The sequence below is a fragment of the Citrobacter meridianamericanus genome (assembly GCF_041320245.1).
GTDB lineage: Bacteria > Pseudomonadota > Gammaproteobacteria > Enterobacterales > Enterobacteriaceae > Citrobacter > Citrobacter meridianamericanus.
This window is the reverse complement of record NZ_CP101036.1, coordinates 1,090,047-1,110,639: the sequence shown is the minus strand read 5'-3', so window position 1 is coordinate 1,110,639 and position 20,593 is coordinate 1,090,047. Positions and strand designations below refer to the sequence as shown.

Genomic DNA, 20,593 nt, shown 5'->3' with positions numbered 1-20,593 from the left:
TGCCGGATACGGCACAACTGCCTTATCCGGCCAGCAAATGTTATTGATTAAACAGCGCCGACAATCCGCTGCGTCGTTCAGTGCGGGTGGCAATGGCGCCACTCAATATCCGCTCATCGGCATACAGCGACAAACGACGACGCGCGCGGGTAACGGCGGTATAGACCAGCTCGCGAGTCACCACAGGTGAATGCTGGTTGGGCAAAATCAACGCCGCGTGGTCAAACTCAGATCCCTGCGATTTATGGACGGTCATTGCCCAGGTGGTTTCATGTTCAGGCAAGCGACTGGGCTGAACCGATTTGATAGAACCGTCCGGCAGCGCAAACCATACCCTCAGACCCTGCCCACGATCGAGGGCAATGCCAATATCACCGTTAAATAATCCCAACGAACTGTCATTGCGCGCGATCATCACTGGCCTTCCCTCATACCAGCGGCTATGCGTCGCACGGTGAATTTTGCGTTTTTGCGCCATCACCTGCTCAATGCGTTCATTCAAACCACTCACGCCAAACGGACCTTCCCGCAGGGCGCACAATAGCTGATACTCATTGAAGGCCTGAATGACAGCATCCGGCTCGGCGCGCTCGCGCAATAAATCCAGATAGTGACCATAACCCGCCAGCGCTTCCTCCAGCATCGCAGAGTAATCTTCGCTGCTGTGCAGAGAGCGTTTTTCGATGTCGCTAAATCCCTGCTGGAAGACCGTTTTTATCGCGGCTTTGTCACCACGATTAATCGCTGCAGCCAACTGACCGATTCCGGAATCGCTACCGAAACGGTAGCTCTTTTGCAGCAGGCACAAACTGTCACGCAGAGCAGCCGCCTGAGTTCCCGAACCGGCCGGAATAGTGGTTTCAGTCAGACGACTAAGCTGGCGGGCACGCTCCGGGGTAAAACCATCACCGACGAAAGCACAGATATCTCCCAGTACTGCCCCCGCTTCAACAGAAGCGAGCTGGTCGCGATCGCCTAGAAATATCACCCGCCCATGTGGCGGCAGCGCATCGATAAGGCGCGACATCATCGGCAAATCGATCATCGAGGCTTCATCCACTACCAGCACGTCCAGATGCAACGGGTTTCCTGCATGATGCCGCAGGCGTTGGCTACCAGGCTGAGCCCCCAATAAGCGGTGCAACGTACTGGCGTCATCGGGAATGCGCTTCTTTTGCTCATCGGTCAGCGGCAGTTCACGCAACGCCGCGCCCAGCGAGGCGGTCAGACGTGCTGCTGCTTTTCCCGTGGGTGCCGCCAGACGAATACGACAGCGTTCACCCTCCGCCATCTGAATCAACGCCGCCAGAAGCCTCGCCACCGTTGTTGTTTTTCCGGTCCCCGGTCCGCCGGAGATAACCGATATACGGCGGGTCAGCGCTACGGCAGCAGCCACTTTTTGCCAGTCAACGCCTTCAACGGGTGGAAACAGCGCCGCCAGCGTGTGAGTCAGCCGTTGTTCATCCACCTCAATGGCGTGGTTAACTTCACCGAAAAAGCGCGCCACCGCGCGTTCGTTATGCCACATCCGGTTCAGATACAAACGATCGCCGTACAGCACCAGCGGCGTCGGCTGATCGCCACGGCTTACCGCCCCGGAGGCCAGCAGGCATTCAACCCAGTCTTCAGGCTCTCCCGCTTCAGCGAGCCAGGCGCTTAACAGCGGATGCGCGTCCTCGCTTCGGGATAGACGCGAAAGCGGTAAGCAGACGTGCCCTTCTCCAGCTTCACGGCTGAGCAACGCCGCTGCCAGTGCAACGGCAGGGTTATCATTTCCGGCAACCGCCAGTGCAAACTGGGCATCCAGTGGCCGGAGCTGCTTTTGCTCAACGGCTTCCAGTAATCGTTTCTGGATTGTCATGACATCTCCTCCAGCGGCACACCGGCAAACAACTCGTCCATCAAGGCGATCAACTCCCCCTCTGGTCGGGTCGCGAAAATTCCCTGCTGCGGATTTTCACGGTCAACACCACGCAGGAAGAGATAGATAACGCCGCCAAAATGGCGTTCATAATCGTAATCAGCAATGCGATGGCGCAAGTAGCGATGCAGCGCGAGGGTATAAAGTTGATACTGCAGGTCGTAGCGATGCGCCTGCATGGCAGAGGCCATCGCCTGCTGTGTATAGGCTGAGCTGTCTTCGCCCAGCCAGTTCGATTTGTAATCGAGCAGGTAATAACGTCCCTGATGGCGGAATACCAGGTCAATGAACCCTTTTAGCATGCCGCGCACCTGCATAAAATCCAGCGCAGGGCACCCTGCCGAAACCGGATCGTATTGGCGGATCAACGCATCAAGTTGGCTGGCCATTAGGGGCTGCGAAATCGGCAGATAAAACTCCATCTCCACCTGTTTTTCACGCGCGGAAAGCTGACTCAGGCTCACGCCATTCTCATTGAGAGGCGCCTGCAAAATAGCGTCCAACCATGCGGTCAAAACCGGCGTCCAGTGTGCGTCATAACCGCCCAACGCCAATTTTTCTTCGACCCAATCTGGCTCTACTGGTTGGGTAAAGTCGAGATCTTCAAACAAGCTATGCAAGAATGTACCCGGCGAAGCGCCACGCGGGAACTGATGCGGCGTGAGTCCTGATTCTTCAATAACCTCACCGACGCCTGCGGCATCGATATCCAGTCGCGGGATCAGATCCTGCGCAATACCATGTCCACGCTGTTGCAGACCGGAATAACTGGTCACGCGCCAGCTGTCGCCGGGCGTACGCTGCAGTATTTTCGCACTCAGTTCACCGCTGACGTTCTGCGCAACCTGCCAGGGTTCACCGTCAGGCTGTGCTGGCGTCTGGCAGGCAATATCATCGCAGCACAGCGCTTCAATCGCGCCACGCAGACCCGCGGCATCCATCGGTTCGCCTTTTTGCAACAGGCGGCCAAGCGCGCTCTGATGCACATCGGTATCCCCTTTTTTATCGCCCCGACGGCGCACCAACGGCGCAACGCCAAGACTGCAGTGCCATACCGAACGGGTCAGTGCGACATAGAGTAAGCGCAGATCCTCCGCCAGACGTTCCGCTTCGGCCAGCTCAACGCTCTCCGCGGCATCGCTGAGATCCAGCACCGCTTCAAAGGAGCTGCGATCGTGATAGAAAGCCTGATCCTGGACGCGGAAATTGGTGATAAACGGCAGCCAGACCAGCGGATATTCCAACCCTTTCGATTTGTGGATAGTGACGATTTTGACCAAATGCTTGTCGCTTTCGAGCCTGAGCTGCTGACTGGAGGCATTGCTGTCGGGTTCAAGAATATGCTGAGATAGCCAGCGCACCAGCGCATGCTCGCTTTCGAGTTGCGAGCCGGCTTCCTGTAACAGTTCACTGATGTGTAAAATGTCAGTCAGGCGACGTTCGCCCCCCGCCGTCGCCAGCAAGTTTTCCGCAATCTGGCGGGCCGACATCAGCGCGCGCAGCATCGGCATCACGCCGCGTTTATGCCAGATCTGACGATAGCCATCAAACTCTTCAACCACCGCATCCCAGGCATTTTCGTCGTTATTTAACGCTTCAAGATCCTGCGCATTCAGGCCCATCATTGAGGTCGCCAGCGCGCTACGCAGCGTGTTCTCACGCTCCGGCGTCATCACCGCCTGCAGCACCCACAGCAGTTCCTGCGCTTCGAGCGTTTCAAACACGCTGTCACGGTTGGAGAGATAAACAGAGGGAATGGCCAGTTGCGTCAGCGCATCACGGACCAGCGCCGCCTCCTGGCGGCTACGAACCAGTACGCTGATGTCCGAGGCGCGTACCGGCCTGGACGCTTTACTGCTGACCAGTTGCGCAGCCCCAGAATGCCCAGCCTTAAGCCAGTCGCGAATGTGCGTGGCGCACACCTGCGCCATATAGTTCTGATAGTCGCCTACGCCACAGCTTTCCCCTTCCATCAGCCACATACTCATGGCTGGCTGCGTTTCACCGTGTATAACAAACTGAAGCGACTGGTTTTTTTCTGCGAATTTGACCGGGCTGAAGGGGATTTCGCGGAACATAAAGGCGTCATTCATCTGGCTGAAAATCGTATTCACGCTATTGACCATGCCAGGAGCCGAACGCCAGTTAGTATCAAGCGTATAGTGTGCGCTGACTTCGCTACGCGCCTTCATGTAGGTAAAGATATCCGCACCACGAAACGCGTAAATGGCCTGTTTCGGATCGCCAATCAGCAGCAGCGCGGTATCCGGCTGATGTTGCCAGATCCGGCGAAAAATACGGTACTGCTGCGGGTCGGTATCCTGGAATTCATCGATCATCGCGACCGGAAAACGGGTACGAATCGCCGTTGCCAGCGCATCACCACTTTCACTGCGCAGCGCCGCATCCAGACGGCTGAGCATATCGTCAAAACCCAGCTCGCCTCGGCGGCGTTTCTCCTCGGCAACCGCCAAACGGATCTCCGCCAGCGCCCGGGTGATCACCAAATCGCGGAGAGTTAACGGTTCGCTAAGCAGTTCATCAATTGCGACAAACAGCGGGTGCTGAGGCGTTACGCCGCCCGCTTTGGTTCGCTCTTCTAAAAAGCGCTGGGAGAATTTCTCCAGCGCATCAGGCAGTTGATAGCTTTGTGTTTCTTCCTGCGCCCATGCGCTGATCTTTTCGATCCACTTGCCCTGGTTACCGCGATTAAATTTACGCCGGTCAATCCCGGAGGCCTCCAGCAGGCCATCAAGCTCATCAACGGCATCGCGCCATTGCTGCTTAATTTGATTAATACGCGCGAGAATGTGTTCGTGCCGGGTTGCCAGCGTTTCATCATCGGGCGGCGGAGCCTTAATAACCGGCGCTTCCCCTTGCAGATAGCGATCGATATCCCTTAACAGCGCCTGCGGCCCTTTCCACGTTTCAAAAATCACCTGCGCAATATCGCGGGGCAGCGGATAGCAGTGTCGACGCCAGAAATCCGCGCAGGCCTGATAACGCAGTAGTGATTCATCTTCGATCAGCTGTTGTTCAAACAGCATGCCTGATTCAAAGGCGTTGAGGCTGAGCATACGCTGGCAAAAACCATGAATGGTAAACACCGCCGCTTCATCCATCTGCCTTTCAGCCAATAGCAGCCACTGGGCTGCCTGTTTTTTATCGGCGATTTCATCTAACAGACGGGCGTATAGCGGGTTGTCAGTGGTTTCACGCAGGCAGGCAATGCGCAGTTCATGGATGTTGCTACGGATACGACCGCGCAACTCTTCAGTAGCCGCCTCGGTGAAGGTGACCACTAACAGTTCTTCGACGGTCAGCGGACGGGGAAAGGCGGCAGAGCCGCCCAGTCCAAGCAGCAAACGTAAATACAGGGCGGCGATGGTAAAGGTTTTACCGGTGCCCGCAGAGGCTTCAATCAGGCGCTCGCCCGTCAGGGGCAAGCGGAGAGGATCAAGGGACTCAGCGGCATCATTCATTCTTATCACTCATCAGGGGTAAGGTTTGCTGCAACGCGCTGACGGTCTGCCACACTTTCCAGCCTTCCGGGTGCACATATTCTGCTTTCCCGTTCTGACTGCCGGAAATCTGTGACAGTATCGCCATGCCTTGCGGCTCAACCACCGCCTGATGGAAGAAGTCGGCAAGTTTTTGCGGCGTCAGCAGTTTAATCTGAGCCACTATTTTATCACGTGAATCGAAGCGCATATTGCCGCGATCAAAATCTTTGCTTAACTGCGAGGCTTCTTCCCCCAGCGTTTGCGGCGCCTGCAGCATTTGCGCAATAATCGCCTGCTGAATTTGCGCGAACTCTTCAGGTTTCATCGCCCGCAATTTCGCTTCCGCCGTCGGGAAAAACGCTTTATAACGCTCCCAAAGGTAAGATGGTTGCTTATCGCTGCTTTGCAACAGGAACCCCATTCCCCACTGACGTCCAACGCTCATCGGGAAAGCAAATACAGCGTAGCCTAATTGCTCTTCAGTACGCAGTTGATTGTAGAACCACGGTTGAACAATCTGCCCTAACATGGCGCTATAGGCTGAACTGGTGTATTCGTCGTAGCCAGTTGGCACAAATACCGCCGCCAGCGCGGAATCCGTGCTGCTGCCCGCTTTTTCAAAGATGACGGACTGCTTCTTGTCTACAACCACATCTTTATTGCGACACCACTGTGACCCGTTAGCGCCAAGCTGTTTTTGGATATCCCGCGCCATGGTCGTCGCCTGAGCTTCGCTCATATTGCCAATGACCAGGAATTCAGGCCGCGCCCCGGTTTTCAAGGCATCGCGATAGGCCATTACCTCTTTCAGGGTGATGGAAGGCAGCAGCTTACGGCGCTCATCGCGTGAGAAGTACGGCACCTGAGAAAGCATCTGTACCGGCATAATAGCCTGATCGTAGGCTTTCCCCTTCTCTGCGGAATCCATCATCTGGGCATACCAGGATTTTGCCTGTTCCAGTTGTTCATCTGTTGAACTGTAGCTGAAATAGCCACTCAGCAGCGCCTGAAAAAGCTGCGGCAAACGTTGGGTGTAGCCGTTAGCATTTAGCATCAAACCATTATTAGCGTTGGTAGAGAAACCAATCCCCCCCACTGATGCCTGGTTGCTTAACTGATCGAGCGCAACGCCCGCCAGGTAATCGTTAAGTGCGAATAATACCTGATTGCGGGCGCTGTCCATCGCTTTCGGGTTACGCAGGATCACGCTGACATCGGCTTTCGGCTCACTGGCAAAATACTGGCTCGGCGCATACACCACGCGTAAATCCGGCTCATCAACGATCAGTTCCGGGTGAGCGTATTTTTTATCCGCCTTAATCAGCGTGAAATCATCAGGAATGTAGGGGTTCAACTCCGGTAATGACAACGCAATGCCTTGCGCTTTTTGCTGCCAGTCGGCAAAGGTTTTGTCGCTGATTTTATCTACCTGATAAGGTGCATCGACAAAGTAAGCCGTTTTATTATGCGGCTCTTTCGCGCTGATATACCAGATACGCGCATTCTGCGGCGTCATCATTGCCAGACGTTGCTCAACGGCCTTCGCATCGTATTGATCGGCAATATTCACCGCATCCAGAGTATGCTCGACGGGAACGCGGATCATGGTGTCTGCCAGCCATTCCACGTAGTCCATATCACGCGTGATGGAAGGATAACGGAAATCGAGATCCAGCACGTGCGCCAGTTCGTCAAAATAGCGTTTGTCTACGCCTTTCTCGCGTAACAGATTGAGATAGCTAAAGATTGCAGCAACAACCTCATCGCGGTTCGCAAGACCTTTGTCGGTTAACGTCGCGGAAATGGCTAACACGCCGCTATTACCATTGACTACCGGATCGGAATCCGCACGAATACCTTCCACCAGCCCCTGCTTTTGCAACCAGTCAGACAATGTGCCCAGGCTACGATTGCCAATCAGGTAGGTCACCAGCTCATCGGTTTTACTGCGGAATTGCGCGCTATTGTTATCAATACGAAACTCGACGCGCAGCACTTTACGCGGCATTGCCGGAACATAGTGGATGATGACGCCCTTTTGCGCGTCAGTGACTACCGGTACGGTAATTTCAGGCTTGTCGATATTTCTGTTCGGCACGCGTCCAAACGTGTCAGCCGCTATCCGCGCCAGCTCTGGCAATGGTTTATTGCTATAAATCACCGCCTTCATCAGGTTCGCAGAGTAGTACTTTTCATGAAATTTTTGTAAAGCCTGCACCACCGGGTTGCCCGGTTTATCGCTTAATGTCTCAAGATTTCCGCCAGAGAAACGCGAGCCTGGGTGCGCCGGGTTAATGGTTTCAGCACTCACCTGCGCCATACGCATCCCGTCTCGGGTACGCGCCAGCGTCAGCTCGGAGTTAACCGCGTTACGCTCGCGATCGGCATATTTTTTATCCAGTAACGGATCGGCAATAGCGTCCGCCAGGCGATCTACCGCCCCCACCAGCGCGTCGTTTTCAACCTCAAGATAGAAAGCCGTACGATAAGGCGCGGTGCTGGCATTATGGCTGCCGCCGTGCATTTTCAGGAATTCAGACAGACTGTCCGGCTGTGGATATTTTTTCGACCCCATTAAACACATGTGTTCGAGATAATGCGCCAGCCCCTGATGATCGTCCGGATCTTCCAGTGAGCCCACGGGGACCACCAGCGCAGAAAGGGATTTCACGGCCTGCGGATCGGATACCAGCAATACGACCATACCGTTATCAAGGCGTACGGCCTGATACTGACGGGTGTCTTTATCGCTTTTACGGATGGTTTCAGCTAAAGGCTGCCAACCGGTATCTGCCTGACTTACGGGAACCCAAAGGGCGACGAACAACAGTAATGCGCTGAACCAGGTGCTGCGGGGCATTCACAAACCTCATCATTAACGTATTCACCTGTTCACTGCAAAACACGTATAAATACGTGATCTGAACAGGGCAAGACTCTGCGCTGAGCAAGTCAGCATCTTCTCTTTGTAAGAATCAGTCCGTGACAGAATGCGCATCATAGTGGAAGCCATTAAATTGCGCAATTTTTATACAACCATCATGACTGATTAAACCGAAAAATCGGTAACAGGTAGTGCTGCGACTGTAAGACAATAGTCTCCAGCGTACCTGCATCCAGTTGACGCCAAAGACGCTGATACCAGATGTCATCGCCTTCGCCACGTACCATCATGTTGCCTTCATAGGCCTGCAGAAACTTACTGCGCGCCTTTTGCAACGTTTCATCGTCATCTAACATGGCATCATTTGCGGCGTCATAACAGGTTTTTATCCATGCGCCTCCGCTTTCCGGCAATACCAGCAACGGTGATGACATGCCTTCCCGATAACCCTCAATGAGTTGCGACAGGTACAGCAGCGCCTGTTCTGCTTCCAGTGGTGGAAAACGCCATTCCCCGTCTTTACGCAGGAATAATCGGCTCTCTCCCGTACCGCCACTCGCACAATAGACAAGATGTTCCAGCCAAAGTTGCACGCCCTGCGCAATGCTGATCAAAGATGGGCGCCAGCGCAACAAACCGTCCTCTTGTACCTGCGGCAACCAACCGGTGATTTGCACGCCGTTACAGGTAAGATCGATTTCCATGCTCTGACAAGGCTGACGACAGGCGATAATGCGTTCAGCCAGCGTCTGCATCTCCTGACGCTGCGTATCCCACAGAATTTCGCCAAATGGCCCATAGGGAAGCACGCCCGCCGCACGAAAACGGCGAAACAGTCGTTCAGCGTCGTTCTCTTCAACCAGTGTATTAAGCAATTGCTGATTAAGCTGATAGCGGGTTAATCCCTCAAGGGTGAAAGGTTCCGTGTCCGGGATCTCACTCTCCTCAGAGCGGAAGTTGACCCTCAGACGCATCTGGAAAAAGGCCCGCACCGGATGAGCCCAAAATCGCTGCAGCGTTTCCAGCGTCAGTGTTTCAGGCATCTCAAAGGGAAGAGGCTGAACAAAATCCGTGTGCGCTTTTCCTGACAGGCTCGCCGCAGGTAGCCATTCCCGGGCATAGCTTTGCTGTTCCCCCGGGAGATAGTTTTGCGCGTCGAAGGGCATCCGGGTATGCAAACGAGTAATGTGCGCTTTGACCCTGGCTTCGCTTTCATCACAAGTGAGCGCTTCATCACCCGGTAAATAGTGGCTTTGCCCGATGTAGTCCAGCAACTCCTGCACCAGTACCGACGGGAAGCGTTCGCTGTTGTCCTGAATGGAGCGACCAATGTAGCTGATATAGAGCGTTTGCTGCGCTGAGATCAATGCTTCAAGGAACAGATAGCGGTCATCATCACGACGGCTGCGATCGCCCCGCATCGGTTTTTGACTCATTAAATCAAAGCCCAGCGGCGCAAGCTGGCGCGGATAAACGCCATCGTTCATACCCAGCAGGCACACCACTTTGAACGGAATGGAGCGCATCGGCATCAGCGTACAAATGTTAACGGGACCCGCCAGGAAGCGCTGGCTGATGCGCTCCTGGTCAAGACGCTGCGCCAGCTCATCACGTAACAGAGAGAGCGGTATGGCCTCGCCATACTCGGCTCCCAAACCTTCAGTGATGATGGCCTGCCACTGCTGTTCAATCAGCGTCATCGCCGCTTCGGTATCCGCGTCCGGCAGGAAGAAATCATTAAGCATGTCCCGGCATACGGGCAGCCACTCTTCCAGAGGTCGTTCCTGAGCTAACCCTCTGCGCCAGAGATTTAGCTGCATCAGCAAAGAGGCCAGATGCCCGACCAGCTCAGCAATCAAACCGCTGGACTCATCGTAAGGTAATACCGATTGCCACTCGCCCTGCGCACTTTCCATCGCGTAGCCGAGCAGCATACGCGTTAAACCAAATTGCCAGGTATGCTGACCTGTAGGCGGAAGTTCCAGTTCACGCACGTTATCGTCGTCAATTCCCCAGCGAATCCCGGATTCATTGACCCATAAGCGAAGATAGCGCAGCCCTTCTTCATCAATATTGAAACGTGCCGCCAGCACGGGAACATCCAGTAACGCCAGTACATCCTCAGAGACAAAACGGCTATCCGGCAGCGACAGCAGACTGATAAAGGCCTGCAAGACGGGATGAGACTGACGCGCCCGACGGTCAGAAATCGCATATGGCAGGTAACGCTCGGCTGGCGCACTACCAAAGACCGATTGAATGAATGGACTGTAGCTGTCGATATCCGCCACCATCACGATAATATCGCGCGGCGTCAGCGTTGGATCCGCTTCCAGCATTGCCAGCAGGCGGTCATGAAGAACTTCCACCTCGCGCTGTGGGCTATGGCAGACATGAAAAGTCACGCTGGTATCGTTCAGATCCAGCCTTCGTTTATTGTCGCTACGGGAATATTCCTCCAGCGTAACGCCCGCCACAGCATAGTTTTCGAGTTCCAGAATATCCGATTGAATATTATGCAAAAGATTGTCAGGAGTAATGTCGACAAACGCATCCAGTTCCTGACTATTTTCCAGTTCTGCAAGCAGGTATATGTAGTCGCGCCCCAGTTTGCCCCACGAAGCCAGCATCGGGTTGCCCACGTCCTGCTCACCATCGCTATTGAATAATCCTTCGACTTTCTCACTATCACGAAACAGCGGCAGGTGCCGTTCTTCAAAACTGTGTCGACGCTGACGTGCCACCAGCTTCGCCAGCCAGGCAGGATCTTTAATATCTCCCCAGTAGTAGCGACAAGGGTTGGTAAACAGCAGATGAATATCAATGTGCTTACCCAGCGCCTGCAGTGCCTGCAAATAAACCGGCGGCAACGCCGAAATGCCGCAAATAAATACGCGAGAAGGCAGCCCCTGGGGGCACTCGGACGCACTTTCCAGAGTCTGAATAAATCGTTGGTATAAATTGGCACGATGCCAGCGCGGCTGGCCCATTTCCTCGGTATATTCCACCAGCGCTTTCCACAACGGCGCCTGCCAGTCCTGAGACTCGCCAAGTCCTTCAACCCGTCTTCCCGCCTCCCACTGGGTCAACCAGTCAGGGCGGTAAACTAAATACTGGTCGAAAAGGTCAGCCGCGCGTGAGGAGAGCTGAAACAGCTTACGTTTATCAGTATCGTCCGTCAGATAGTGGCGCAGCAATGCAAAGTCATCGCCATCCAGCAATTGCGGTAACAGCGTCATCAACTTCCAGCTCATGCTCTGCTTGCTGAACGCGCTCTCTTTCGGGATGTCAGGTAGCACACGCACAAACATATCCCAGATAAAACTCGCGGGCAGCGGAAAATCGATGTTGGCGGCAATACTAAACTTCTGTGCAAGAGTCATTTGCAGCCACTGCGCCATGCCGGTGCTTTGAACCAGCATCATCTCAGGTTCAAAGGGGTCGTCCAGCCGCTCGCGCTCAACGATAAATTCCATTAACGCTTCAAGCACATCCAGACGATTGGAGTGGTAGACCCTTAACATAGCGACTCCTGACTACTGACGATTCGGGCAATGCAGACGCATCATCTGACCCTGCCTGCCCAAGGGTGAAGATATTTTAACGTTGATGCTGACACATCCCGCTCGCGTTGTCTGCATTCGGTTAACCTGCCAGTTCACAGGCGATGAAAACTGATACAACTGGGTTTGCTGCCAGGCGTGACGCCAGAGTTGTTGATACTGATTTCTGATGATAAAGCTGTTCATCAGTGCTCGCTGGTATCCCGACAACGCAGTAACAATCATAATCATCAGCGCCATTGCCAGCATCACTTCCGGCAGGCTAAAGCCACGCTGCCTGTTCAGGGGATCTGGCATAACGCTTGATCCTTTAGTGGACAAAAATCGCTCCAGCCATGCGCTAAAAATTCGAGGTTGCCCTCGGTGACAATACCCTGACGCCATAGCGATCCCCCTTCATGATGGGCAATGAGCAGCACGAAATTAATGCTCAGCAGTCGCAGGCAAACTACGGCATCTTGCGTGATATAGCGCCGACACTGCACGGCTTGTTGTATGCTCCAGGGCTGCATACGTCCCCATTCCATAGCAGATTGCAGCACCGCCTGGCGCTGCAAAGCCTGACTTTGCGTGGCCACTCGTGAAGCAAAACTGGCCTCCTGTCTGTTAACGCCATGCAGCAGTAGGCTACCGAGCACCAGCAGCAACAGGACCATCCCCAGGGATGAAACGCCTCGCTCACGATTCACAGGTTAAATCCTGTCACGCTGTAGACTGCTTCGATAACCTTTTGTGGTTCGACGTTGCTCACTCCGCGCAAACGCAGAGTAAGGAGTGGTGAATATCCGCTGAGATTCAGCCGTTCAACCTGAAATGCTTCAATCTGTATCGTGGCTGGATCGGTCATTTTCTCCCACCCTTTTCCATTACATCCAGTTGCTCCTCGCAAGGTCTCCAGCACCTTGTCCTGTAAACGAAATCCGATTACATCGGCCTCTTTCGCGGGACTGCTCTCCCAAACGCCGTTGCTGTTGGCATCCCAGCGAGCAATAACGCAGTCGCCCTTCGCCGATATCACCAACCCCTCTCCGACACAGTTTCCCCGGCAATACCCTGCCCGTTGAAGGTGCTTCGCTACGGTGTAGACCCGTTGCCATATTTCATCTTCCAGCGCTAACAGGCGTGTGTTGCGCAGAATCTCTTGCTGCAGTGCCGGTAAAAATCGTACTGAACTAAGCAGTAAAATGCTGCTAATCGCCATGGCGATTAGCACTTCCAGCAGAGAAAAACCTCGTTCGCTTACTGACATAATCTGGCCTCATCGCGCTCACAAAGCCTGATCCGCCCCCAGCCAGACACCACCACGCGCCATTCTCCTGCCGCATTTTTCAGGCGAATATGTCCGGTCCATGCCGTATTGCGCAGGCCAAAAAAGGCCAGTGAAGGGGTTATCTCTGCCATTTCAACATCGTCCCACAATGGCGTAAAAACCAAAGACGAAACAGGTCGACACGTGGTTTGCAAAGCCGCAGAGCTGACAAAACACCAGGATGTGCCATCCCGAACCACGCTGATGACATGATCTCGGTTACGCCAGTTAGCATCGTCACGCAGTTGCAGCAGGTAATCTCTTACCTGGCTGGCGGTCTGCCACAGTCGCTGTTGCTGCTGCCAGCCCTGCCAACCATACAGCCCCGATGCGCCAAGCGCCGCGATGATCAGCATCGCTATCAGGGTTTCAAGAAGCGTGTAGCCTTGTTGTTTTTTCATGCCGCCAGTATGGCGTGAGGAAAATGAATAACGAGCGGGAAATTCGGTTTCTACGGCGAGCTACGGGAAATATTTGTCGCGTTGCAGGCCGTTGCACTATTTCAGGAATCTACGCCGAAGAACGTGATTTTAGATAAAAAAAACCGACGCTCACGGGCGTCGGTTGTGTCAGCATGAAGCTGGTTAGATAGCCACCGGCGCTTTAATACCCGGGTGCGGATCGTAGCCTTCAATTTCGAAGTCTTCGAAGCGGTAGTCAAAGATGGATTCAGGCTTACGTTTGATGACCAGCTTCGGCAGCGCGCGCGGTTCGCGGCTAAGCTGCAGATGCGTTTGTTCCATGTGATTGCTGTACAGATGCGTGTCGCCGCCGGTCCAGACAAAATCACCGACTTCCAGATCGCACTGCTGCGCCATCATGTGCACCAGCAAGGCGTAGCTGGCAATGTTAAACGGCAGGCCGAGGAACACATCGCACGAACGCTGATACAGCTGGCAAGAGAGCTTGCCATCCGCCACATAGAACTGGAAGAAAGCATGGCACGGCGCCAGCGCCATCTTATCCAGCTCACCAACGTTCCATGCGGAAACGATGATACGCCGAGAATCCGGGTCATTTTTGAGCTGGTTTAACACCGTAGTGATCTGGTCAATATGGCGGCCGTCGGGTGTAGGCCATGCGCGCCACTGTTTACCATAAACCGGACCTAAATTACCGTTTTCATCCGCCCATTCGTCCCAGATGGAGACATTGTTTTCATGCAGGTAGGCCACGTTAGTGTCGCCCTGCAAAAACCACAACAGCTCATGAATGATCGAGCGTAAATGGCAGCGTTTAGTCGTAACCAGCGGGAACCCTTCCTGCAGATTAAAACGCATCTGATGACCAAAAATGGAAAGCGTTCCGGTTCCGGTGCGGTCGTTTTTCTGTGTGCCTTCATCCAGCACTTTTTGCATCAGTTCTAAATACTGTTTCATGGTTCCTCAGGAAACGTGTTGCTGTGGGCTACGGCGATACGCCCAAACCATCATAATAATGCCTGCGACAATCATCGGGATTGAGAGAATCTGCCCCATGCTGATGTACTGTACCCAGGTGCCGGTAAACTGCGCATCTGGCTGGCGGAAGAATTCAACGATGATACGAAATGCGCCATAGCCAATCAGGAACAGACCGGATACCGAGCCCATTGGGCGCGGTTTGCGAATGTACAGGTTAAGAATGATAAACAGCACCACCCCTTCCAGCGCCATCTCATAAAGCTGTGAGGCGTGGCGCGGCAACGAGCCATAGGTATCAAAAATAGACTGCCATTGCGGATTAGTTTGCAGCAGTAAAATATCTTCGGTGCGAGAGCCAGGGAACAGCATGGCGTACTTGAAGTTCGGGTCAACGCGTCCCCACAGTTCACCGTTAATAAAGTTGCCCAAACGCCCTGCGCCCAGGCCAAACGGAATCAGTGGGGCAATGAAATCAGAAACCTGGAAGAACGAACGCTTGGTGCGTTTGGCGAAGATAATCATCACCAGGATCACACCGATAAGCCCACCGTGGAAGGACATCCCACCATCCCAGACACGGAACAGATACAGCGGATTATCAAGGAATAACGAGAAGTTATAGAACAGTACATAGCCAATACGCCCACCGAGGAAAACCCCGAGGAAGCCGGCATACAATAAGTTTTCTACTTCATTTTTGGTCCAGCCACTGCCCGGACGATTAGCGCGGCGCGTCGCCAGCCACATCGCAAAAATAAAGCCCACCAGATACATCAAGCCGTACCAGTGAAGCGCGACGGGTCCGATTGAGAAAATGACCGGATCGAAATCCGGAAAATGCAGATAGCTACTGGTCATCTGTCACCACAAGTTCTTGTTATTTCGCTGAAGTCAGACAGCAATTGATAAGCGCGCCTGCATGATTCAGGCGCTCCAAAGGTGCGAATGATAGCACAAGGGGATCGCAGCGGATGCCGGGAAGATGTAAAAGATCTGTATAAGTAATCTTTACCCCCGTAATGCCTGATAGCGCTAAGCTTATCAGGCTTACAATCCTCCGCGAATCAGCCCCCCCATGCCACGGCGCTCCATAAAGGCCGCCACCTGATGGCGTACTTCTGTCGCCATCTGCGCTTCCAGGCTGCGCTGCGCCAGCGTTTGCGCCTCATCAAAATCGATGTGGCGCAGCAGATATTTAACGCGAGCCACCGAACGACCGTTCATCGACAAATGGCGAAAACCCAGGCCGATCAGAATGGCCACGCACATCGGGTCGCCCGCCATTTCACCGCACAAGCGCAAATCAATGCCGCTTCTTTCGGCTTCCTGTGCAATCATCGCCAGCGCGCGTAACATTCCCGGATGCAGACTGTCATAAATGCTGGCTACCCGCGTATTGTTACGATCGACAGCCAGAATGTACTGGGTGAGATCGTTGGTTCCGACCGAGATAAAATCGATCCGGTTTGTCAGATGCGGCAGCATGAACACCATCGACGGAACTTCCAGCATGATGCCAATGCGCGGTTTCGGGATCGCATAGCCGATCATCTCTTCCACTTCGCGTCCGGCGCGTTCAATCAAACGTCGCGCTTCGTCGACTTCATCAATGCTGGTTACCATCGGCAACAAAATGCTTAGGTTGCCGGTTGCCGCGTTGGCACGCAGCATCGCTCGAACCTGGATCAAAAAGATCTCCGGTTGATCGAGCGTGATGCGGATCCCACGCCAACCGAGGCACGGGTTTTCTTCACTGATCGGCATGTAGGGCAGTTGCTTGTCGGCACCGACATCCAGCGTACGCAGGGTCACCGGCTTGTCGTTAAACATTTGCAGCATGCCCTGATACTGCGCAACCTGTTCTTCTTCTGAAGGAAAACCGCTTTGCAGCATGAACGGAATTTCGGTGCGATACAGGCCAATACCGTCGATCCGGCTACCCAGCTTCTCTTCATGCTCCGGGCTGAGACCCGCATTGAGCATCACCTTCACGCGCTCGCCGCTTTTTAACTGTGCAGGTTGGTTGACGTCGTCTTCCGCCAGGCGGCTCAGTTCAACTTCTTCACTGATAAGACGCTGGTATTCCTGGATCAATACCGGTTCCGGATCGACCAGCAGTTCACCGCGATAACCGTCCACCACCAACGTACGGCGATGCAACACCGACGGCTGGATATCGGCCCCCATGACGGTAGGGATACCCAGCGCGCGAACCATAATTGCCGCATGAGAGTTGGCTGCGCCATCCCGGACAACCACGCCGACTAAACGGTCCTGAGGAAGTTCCGCCAGCGTGGTGGCGGAAAGCTCATCCGCCACCAGCACAAAGCGTTCCGGCCAGGCATTCGGTCCCTGGACTGAATCGTCAAGATGGAACAGCAGACGCTGGCCCAGCGCGCGTAAATCACCGGCGCGCTCTTTAAGATAGTTATCGCTCAGCGCGGCGAACTGTTCGGCAAACTTTTCGATGATCGTTTTAACGGCCCATTCGGCCACCGAGCCATTATCCACTTCCGCAAATAGCTCTCGGCGCAAACGGGTATCGGAAAGCAGGTGCGAGTAGAGATCAAAGATCGCCGCCGTTTCTTTCTGCGCCCCGGCGGTAAAGCGTTTGCTGTAGCGGCGGAATTCGTTCGCCGCTTCCTCCAGCGCACCGGTGAGTCGCTCGCGCTCAAGCACCGGATCCAGCGTTGAAGCCTGATAGACCTGCTCCATCAGCGGCAGCGTCGCGTCCTGCCAGCCTTCGGCTATCGCCACGCCGGGGGCGGCAGGCAATGCACGAATGCGCGTTTGCCGATATTGACCGAACAGCGCATTTAGCTGCGATTGCGAAAGAATAGCCGCCATTTGCGTGGCGAGCGTGACGAGGAAAGACTCTTCACTTTCATCGTACTGGCGCAATTCGCGCTGCTGTACCACCAAAACGCCTAAAAGCTGGCGGCGCTGAATGATCGGTACACCTAAGAACGCCCGAAAACGCTCTTCTTTTACCGAAGGAATGTATTTAAAGCTGGGATGTTTTTGCGCATCAGCGAGGTTGATAGGTTCCGCCAGCCTGCCAACCAGGCCAACGATACCTTCATCAAACGCGAGTGCGACAGTGCGACCACGCGGTTTTTTTAGTCCCCGGGTCGCCATGAGGTAATAACAACGTCGATCGTGGTCAGCCAGATAAACCGAACAGACCTCTGTATCCATCGCAAGACAGATGTCAGTAACCAGAATATTCAGCGCTTCATTCAGACGCGGAGCACTGGCCACCTTTTCGACTATTTCGCGCAGGCGGGTGAGCATAATTTGCGTAGCTTAACCTCTTTTACGTCTGTACGCAGGTGCGCTTTGCGGCTTAGGAGTGCTCTCCTGAAGCGCCATGACAACACTTGCGAATTCTTTCATCACCCTGCGATAGACATCGCGTTTAAATGACACCACCTGTCGAACCGGATACCAGTAACTCACCCAGCGCCAGCCGTCGAACTCAGGTGTACTGCTGGTTTGCATATTAATTTCAGCATCGCTGCTGACCAATTGCAGAAGAAACCATTTTTGTTTCTGGCCGATACAAACCGGCTTCGTGTCCCAACGCACCAAACGTTTCGGTAACTTGTAACGCAACCAGTTACGAGTAGAAGCAAGGATCCGTACATCTTTACGGCTGAGCCCCACTTCTTCAAAGAGTTCCCGGTACATCGCCTGCTCTGCTGTCTCTCCTGCGTTTATCCCACCTTGCGGGAATTGCCAGGAGTGCTGACCAAATCGCCGGGCCCACATGACCTGCCCCTGGCGGTTACAAATTACTATCCCTACATTCGGGCGGTAGCCATCGTCATCAATCACCGGACTACCTCAACATAAACCTTATATACAAACGATTGTTTCACACTCCTGAGGGGCGGTAAACCACTCTGTTAAGGGTGCGATATTCTAATAACAATTGAATAACTCACAGTTAAGGGCAGAGTTATAAACAGAAGAAGGGCAACGAAGGCGATTTTATTCACCTTTTCTGTGGATATAGTTGTGAAGAAGTACGGAATTACTATGGGAAAACCCAGAACAGTCCGAATAAGACATTCGTCACAGAGTAAAAATAGTCTTCTATATTCATCAAGTTAAAACCATTCAGCGCAAATAAACGCATGGAAATGTGACATGCATCACGCACACGATCTTCAGGCTGATGAAAGATCGACCAGCGTCGGTTTTATCCACAGATTATGCCAATAAGTTAGGCACAATTTGTGTGAAAATTCGATTTTCGTCGCACGTCAAGGCTGTAAATTGAAACAGTAGTAGGGGTTTTTCACAGTTATCCCATCTTTCTGTGGATAACATGGTGTAAGATCCTGTTCATTGTCAGTGACCAGAATTGGAAAACCCGCTTCGCTGTTGCGCAACTCTGCGCAAGTGAATTTAAAAACCAATATAAATCATAGAATTGAATAAAGCATGTGGAAAAAGATAAACTCTATCCACACGGTATAAAATCATTGCTCATTTTTTCACCTAAGGGTCATCCCGATGTCAGAACTGCATCCGTTGCTTTCTCCACCTGAATCTGAAGCCCAATTGCTGAGCCAGGCGCGGCAGCTTTCAGGCTACACGTTGGGAGAGTTGGCGGCGATGGCGGGGCTCGTCACGCCAAAGGATCTTAAGCGCGATAAAGGCTGGATTGGCGTGCTACTGGAAATCTGGCTCGGCGCCAGCGCGGGCAGTAAACCGGAACAGGACTTCGCAGCGCTGGGCGTGGAGTTGAAGACAATCCCTGTGGACAATCTTGGCAGACCGCTGGAAACCACCTTTGTGTGCGTTGCGCCATTAACCGGCAATACCGGCGTCACCTGGGAAACCAGCCATGTGCGGCACAAACTTAAACGCGTCTTGTGGATCCCGGTAGAAGGCGAACGCAGCATCCCGCTGGCTGAGCGCCGCGTCGGTTCTCCCCTGCTATGGAGCCCGAGCGAAGAGGAAGACCAGCAATTGCGTCTGGACTGGGAAGAGTTAATGGACATGATTGTGCTAGGCCACGTCGAACGCATCACCGCTCGCCATGGGGAAGTACTGCAACTGCGTCCTAAGGCCGCTAACGCCCGGGCGCTTACCGAGGCCATTGGCGCCCATGGCGAACCCATCCTGACCCTGCCCCGCGGTTTTTACTTGAAAAAGAACTTCACCCACGCATTGCTTGAGCGACATTTCTTATTCCAGGCGCAATAGCCTCCTCCGGCCTTTCACCCGCTGCGTTACGGGCCTATAATTACCGCTTCTTTTTTTTGGCAGGACTTTGTTCGATGTTATTTGCATGGATAACCGATCCTAACGCCTGGCTTGCGCTCGGTACGCTGACGCTGCTGGAGATCGTTCTTGGGATCGACAATATTATTTTCCTCTCTCTGGTTGTAGCTAAACTCCCGACAGCGCAACGCAATCATGCCCGACGTATTGGGCTTGCAGCGGCGATGATCATGCGTCTGGCACTGCTGGCCTCTATCGCCTGGGTAACGCGGCTGACAAACCCGTTATTCGAAGTGTTTGGTGAGGAGATATCCGCACGCGACCTGATCCTTCTACTGGGGGGATTGTTCCTGATCTGGAAAGCCAGTAAGGAGATCCACGAATCCATTGAAGGTGAGGAAGAGGGGCTGAAAACCCGCGTATCTTCTTTCCTGGGCGCAATTGTGCAGATCATGTTGTTAGACATTATCTTCAGCCTGGATTCCGTAATTACTGCGGTTGGCCTGTCTGACCATCTGTTTATTATGATGGCGGCGGTGGTGATTGCCGTAGGTGTAATGATGTTTGCTGCACGTCCGATTGGCGAGTTTGTCGATCGACACCCTTCGGTGAAAATGCTGGCACTCTCGTTCCTGATTCTGGTCGGTTTTACGCTAATTCTGGAAAGTTTCGACGTCCACGTTCCGAAAGGATATATCTATTTCGCCATGTTCTTCTCTATCGCGGTAGAGACCCTGAACCTGTGGCGTAATAAAAAAAATCCGCTCTGATAAAA

14 protein-coding genes are annotated in these 20,593 nt (G+C 53.6%); 2 read left to right on the top strand and 12 right to left on the bottom strand.

Annotation, left to right across the window (positions count from 1 at the left end; all coding sequences use genetic code 11):
- Window positions 1-40: 40 nt before the first annotated feature.
- The 12 genes from recD to rppH all read right to left on the bottom strand — a co-directional run bounded on the left by recD (window position 41) and on the right by rppH (window position 18,420).
- Window positions 41-1,861, bottom strand: coding sequence for an exodeoxyribonuclease V subunit alpha (recD, locus tag NMD08_RS05340; RefSeq protein WP_151218278.1), 1,821 nt, complete (start codon window positions 1,859-1,861; stop codon window positions 41-43).
- The gene (recB, locus tag NMD08_RS05335; RefSeq protein ID WP_278238344.1) at window positions 1,858-5,403 is read right to left on the bottom strand and encodes an exodeoxyribonuclease V subunit beta; all 3,546 of its coding nucleotides are present in this window, start codon (window positions 5,401-5,403) and stop codon (window positions 1,858-1,860) included. The genes recD and recB overlap by 4 nt, the downstream gene beginning before the upstream one ends.
- A complete protein-coding gene (gene ptrA, locus NMD08_RS05330) occupies window positions 5,396-8,284 on the bottom strand; it encodes a pitrilysin (RefSeq protein ID WP_252838635.1) in 2,889 nt (962 codons plus the stop codon). Before ptrA ends, recB begins: the two co-directional genes overlap by 8 nt.
- 179 nt (window positions 8,285-8,463) lie before the next feature.
- Entirely contained in the window at window positions 8,464-11,832 is a 3,369-nt protein-coding gene (gene recC, locus NMD08_RS05325) for an exodeoxyribonuclease V subunit gamma (RefSeq protein ID WP_370619689.1), read from the bottom strand.
- Between the two features lie 12 nt (window positions 11,833-11,844).
- Window positions 11,845-12,168, bottom strand: a complete 324-nt coding sequence (locus tag NMD08_RS05320; RefSeq protein WP_151218282.1) for a prepilin-type N-terminal cleavage/methylation domain-containing protein — start codon at window positions 12,166-12,168, stop codon at window positions 11,845-11,847.
- On the bottom strand, window positions 12,153-12,560 hold the full coding sequence (locus NMD08_RS05315; protein WP_286543858.1) for a DUF2509 family protein: 408 nt from the start codon (window positions 12,558-12,560) through the stop codon (window positions 12,153-12,155). The genes NMD08_RS05320 and NMD08_RS05315 overlap by 16 nt, the downstream gene beginning before the upstream one ends.
- Complete coding sequence (locus NMD08_RS05310; protein WP_370619686.1) at window positions 12,557-13,120, bottom strand: prepilin peptidase-dependent protein; 564 nt, start codon at window positions 13,118-13,120, stop codon at window positions 12,557-12,559. The genes NMD08_RS05315 and NMD08_RS05310 overlap by 4 nt, the downstream gene beginning before the upstream one ends.
- Window positions 13,111-13,581 carry a prepilin peptidase-dependent protein gene (locus NMD08_RS05305; protein WP_151218285.1) on the bottom strand — a complete coding sequence of 157 codons (471 nt, stop codon included), beginning with the start codon at window positions 13,579-13,581 and terminating at the stop codon, window positions 13,111-13,113. The genes NMD08_RS05310 and NMD08_RS05305 overlap by 10 nt, the downstream gene beginning before the upstream one ends.
- Window positions 13,582-13,764: 183 nt before the next feature.
- Window positions 13,765-14,559, bottom strand: coding sequence for a thymidylate synthase (gene thyA, locus NMD08_RS05300; RefSeq protein WP_151218286.1), 795 nt, complete (start codon window positions 14,557-14,559; stop codon window positions 13,765-13,767).
- A 6-nt stretch (window positions 14,560-14,565) separates the two neighbouring features.
- Entirely contained in the window at window positions 14,566-15,441 is an 876-nt protein-coding gene (gene lgt, locus NMD08_RS05295; RefSeq protein WP_100271949.1) for a prolipoprotein diacylglyceryl transferase, read from the bottom strand.
- Window positions 15,442-15,630: 189 nt separating this feature from the next.
- A complete protein-coding gene (gene ptsP / locus NMD08_RS05290) occupies window positions 15,631-17,877 on the bottom strand; it encodes a phosphoenolpyruvate--protein phosphotransferase (RefSeq protein ID WP_151218287.1) in 2,247 nt (748 codons plus the stop codon).
- Window positions 17,878-17,889: 12 nt separating this feature from the next.
- Window positions 17,890-18,420, bottom strand: coding sequence for an RNA pyrophosphohydrolase (gene rppH, locus NMD08_RS05285; protein ID WP_003825602.1), 531 nt, complete (start codon window positions 18,418-18,420; stop codon window positions 17,890-17,892).
- Between the two features lie 684 nt (window positions 18,421-19,104).
- On the opposite strand from rppH, the gene mutH reads away from it, so the two are divergent.
- Window positions 19,105-19,800: a DNA mismatch repair endonuclease MutH gene (gene mutH, locus NMD08_RS05280; protein WP_210905331.1), complete on the top strand. Its 696-nt coding sequence runs from the start codon at window positions 19,105-19,107 to the stop codon at window positions 19,798-19,800.
- Window positions 19,801-19,874: 74 nt separating this feature from the next.
- A complete protein-coding gene (locus NMD08_RS05275) occupies window positions 19,875-20,588 on the top strand; it encodes a TerC family protein (protein WP_187253148.1) in 714 nt (237 codons plus the stop codon).
- Window positions 20,589-20,593: the final 5 nt, after the last annotated feature.

What these genes read in the sequence shown, in the direction of transcription:
- recD (WP_151218278.1), bottom strand. Translation starts at nt 1,861, where the DNA reads ATGACAATCCAGAAACGATTACTGGAAGCCGTTGAGCAAAAGCAGCTC.
- recB (WP_278238344.1), bottom strand. Translation starts at nt 5,403, where the DNA reads ATGAATGATGCCGCTGAGTCCCTTGATCCTCTCCGCTTGCCCCTGACG.
- ptrA (WP_252838635.1), bottom strand. Translation starts at nt 8,284, where the DNA reads ATGCCCCGCAGCACCTGGTTCAGCGCATTACTGTTGTTCGTCGCCCTT.
- recC (WP_370619689.1), bottom strand. Translation starts at nt 11,832, where the DNA reads ATGTTAAGGGTCTACCACTCCAATCGTCTGGATGTGCTTGAAGCGTTA.
- NMD08_RS05320 (WP_151218282.1), bottom strand. Translation starts at nt 12,168, where the DNA reads ATGCCAGATCCCCTGAACAGGCAGCGTGGCTTTAGCCTGCCGGAAGTG.
- NMD08_RS05310 (WP_370619686.1), bottom strand. Translation starts at nt 13,120, where the DNA reads ATGTCAGTAAGCGAACGAGGTTTTTCTCTGCTGGAAGTGCTAATCGCC.
- NMD08_RS05305 (WP_151218285.1), bottom strand. Translation starts at nt 13,581, where the DNA reads ATGAAAAAACAACAAGGCTACACGCTTCTTGAAACCCTGATAGCGATG.
- thyA (WP_151218286.1), bottom strand. Translation starts at nt 14,559, where the DNA reads ATGAAACAGTATTTAGAACTGATGCAAAAAGTGCTGGATGAAGGCACA.
- lgt (WP_100271949.1), bottom strand. Translation starts at nt 15,441, where the DNA reads ATGACCAGTAGCTATCTGCATTTTCCGGATTTCGATCCGGTCATTTTC.
- ptsP (WP_151218287.1), bottom strand. Translation starts at nt 17,877, where the DNA reads ATGCTCACCCGCCTGCGCGAAATAGTCGAAAAGGTGGCCAGTGCTCCG.
- mutH (WP_210905331.1), top strand. Translation starts at nt 19,105, where the DNA reads ATGTCAGAACTGCATCCGTTGCTTTCTCCACCTGAATCTGAAGCCCAA.
- NMD08_RS05275 (WP_187253148.1), top strand. Translation starts at nt 19,875, where the DNA reads ATGTTATTTGCATGGATAACCGATCCTAACGCCTGGCTTGCGCTCGGT.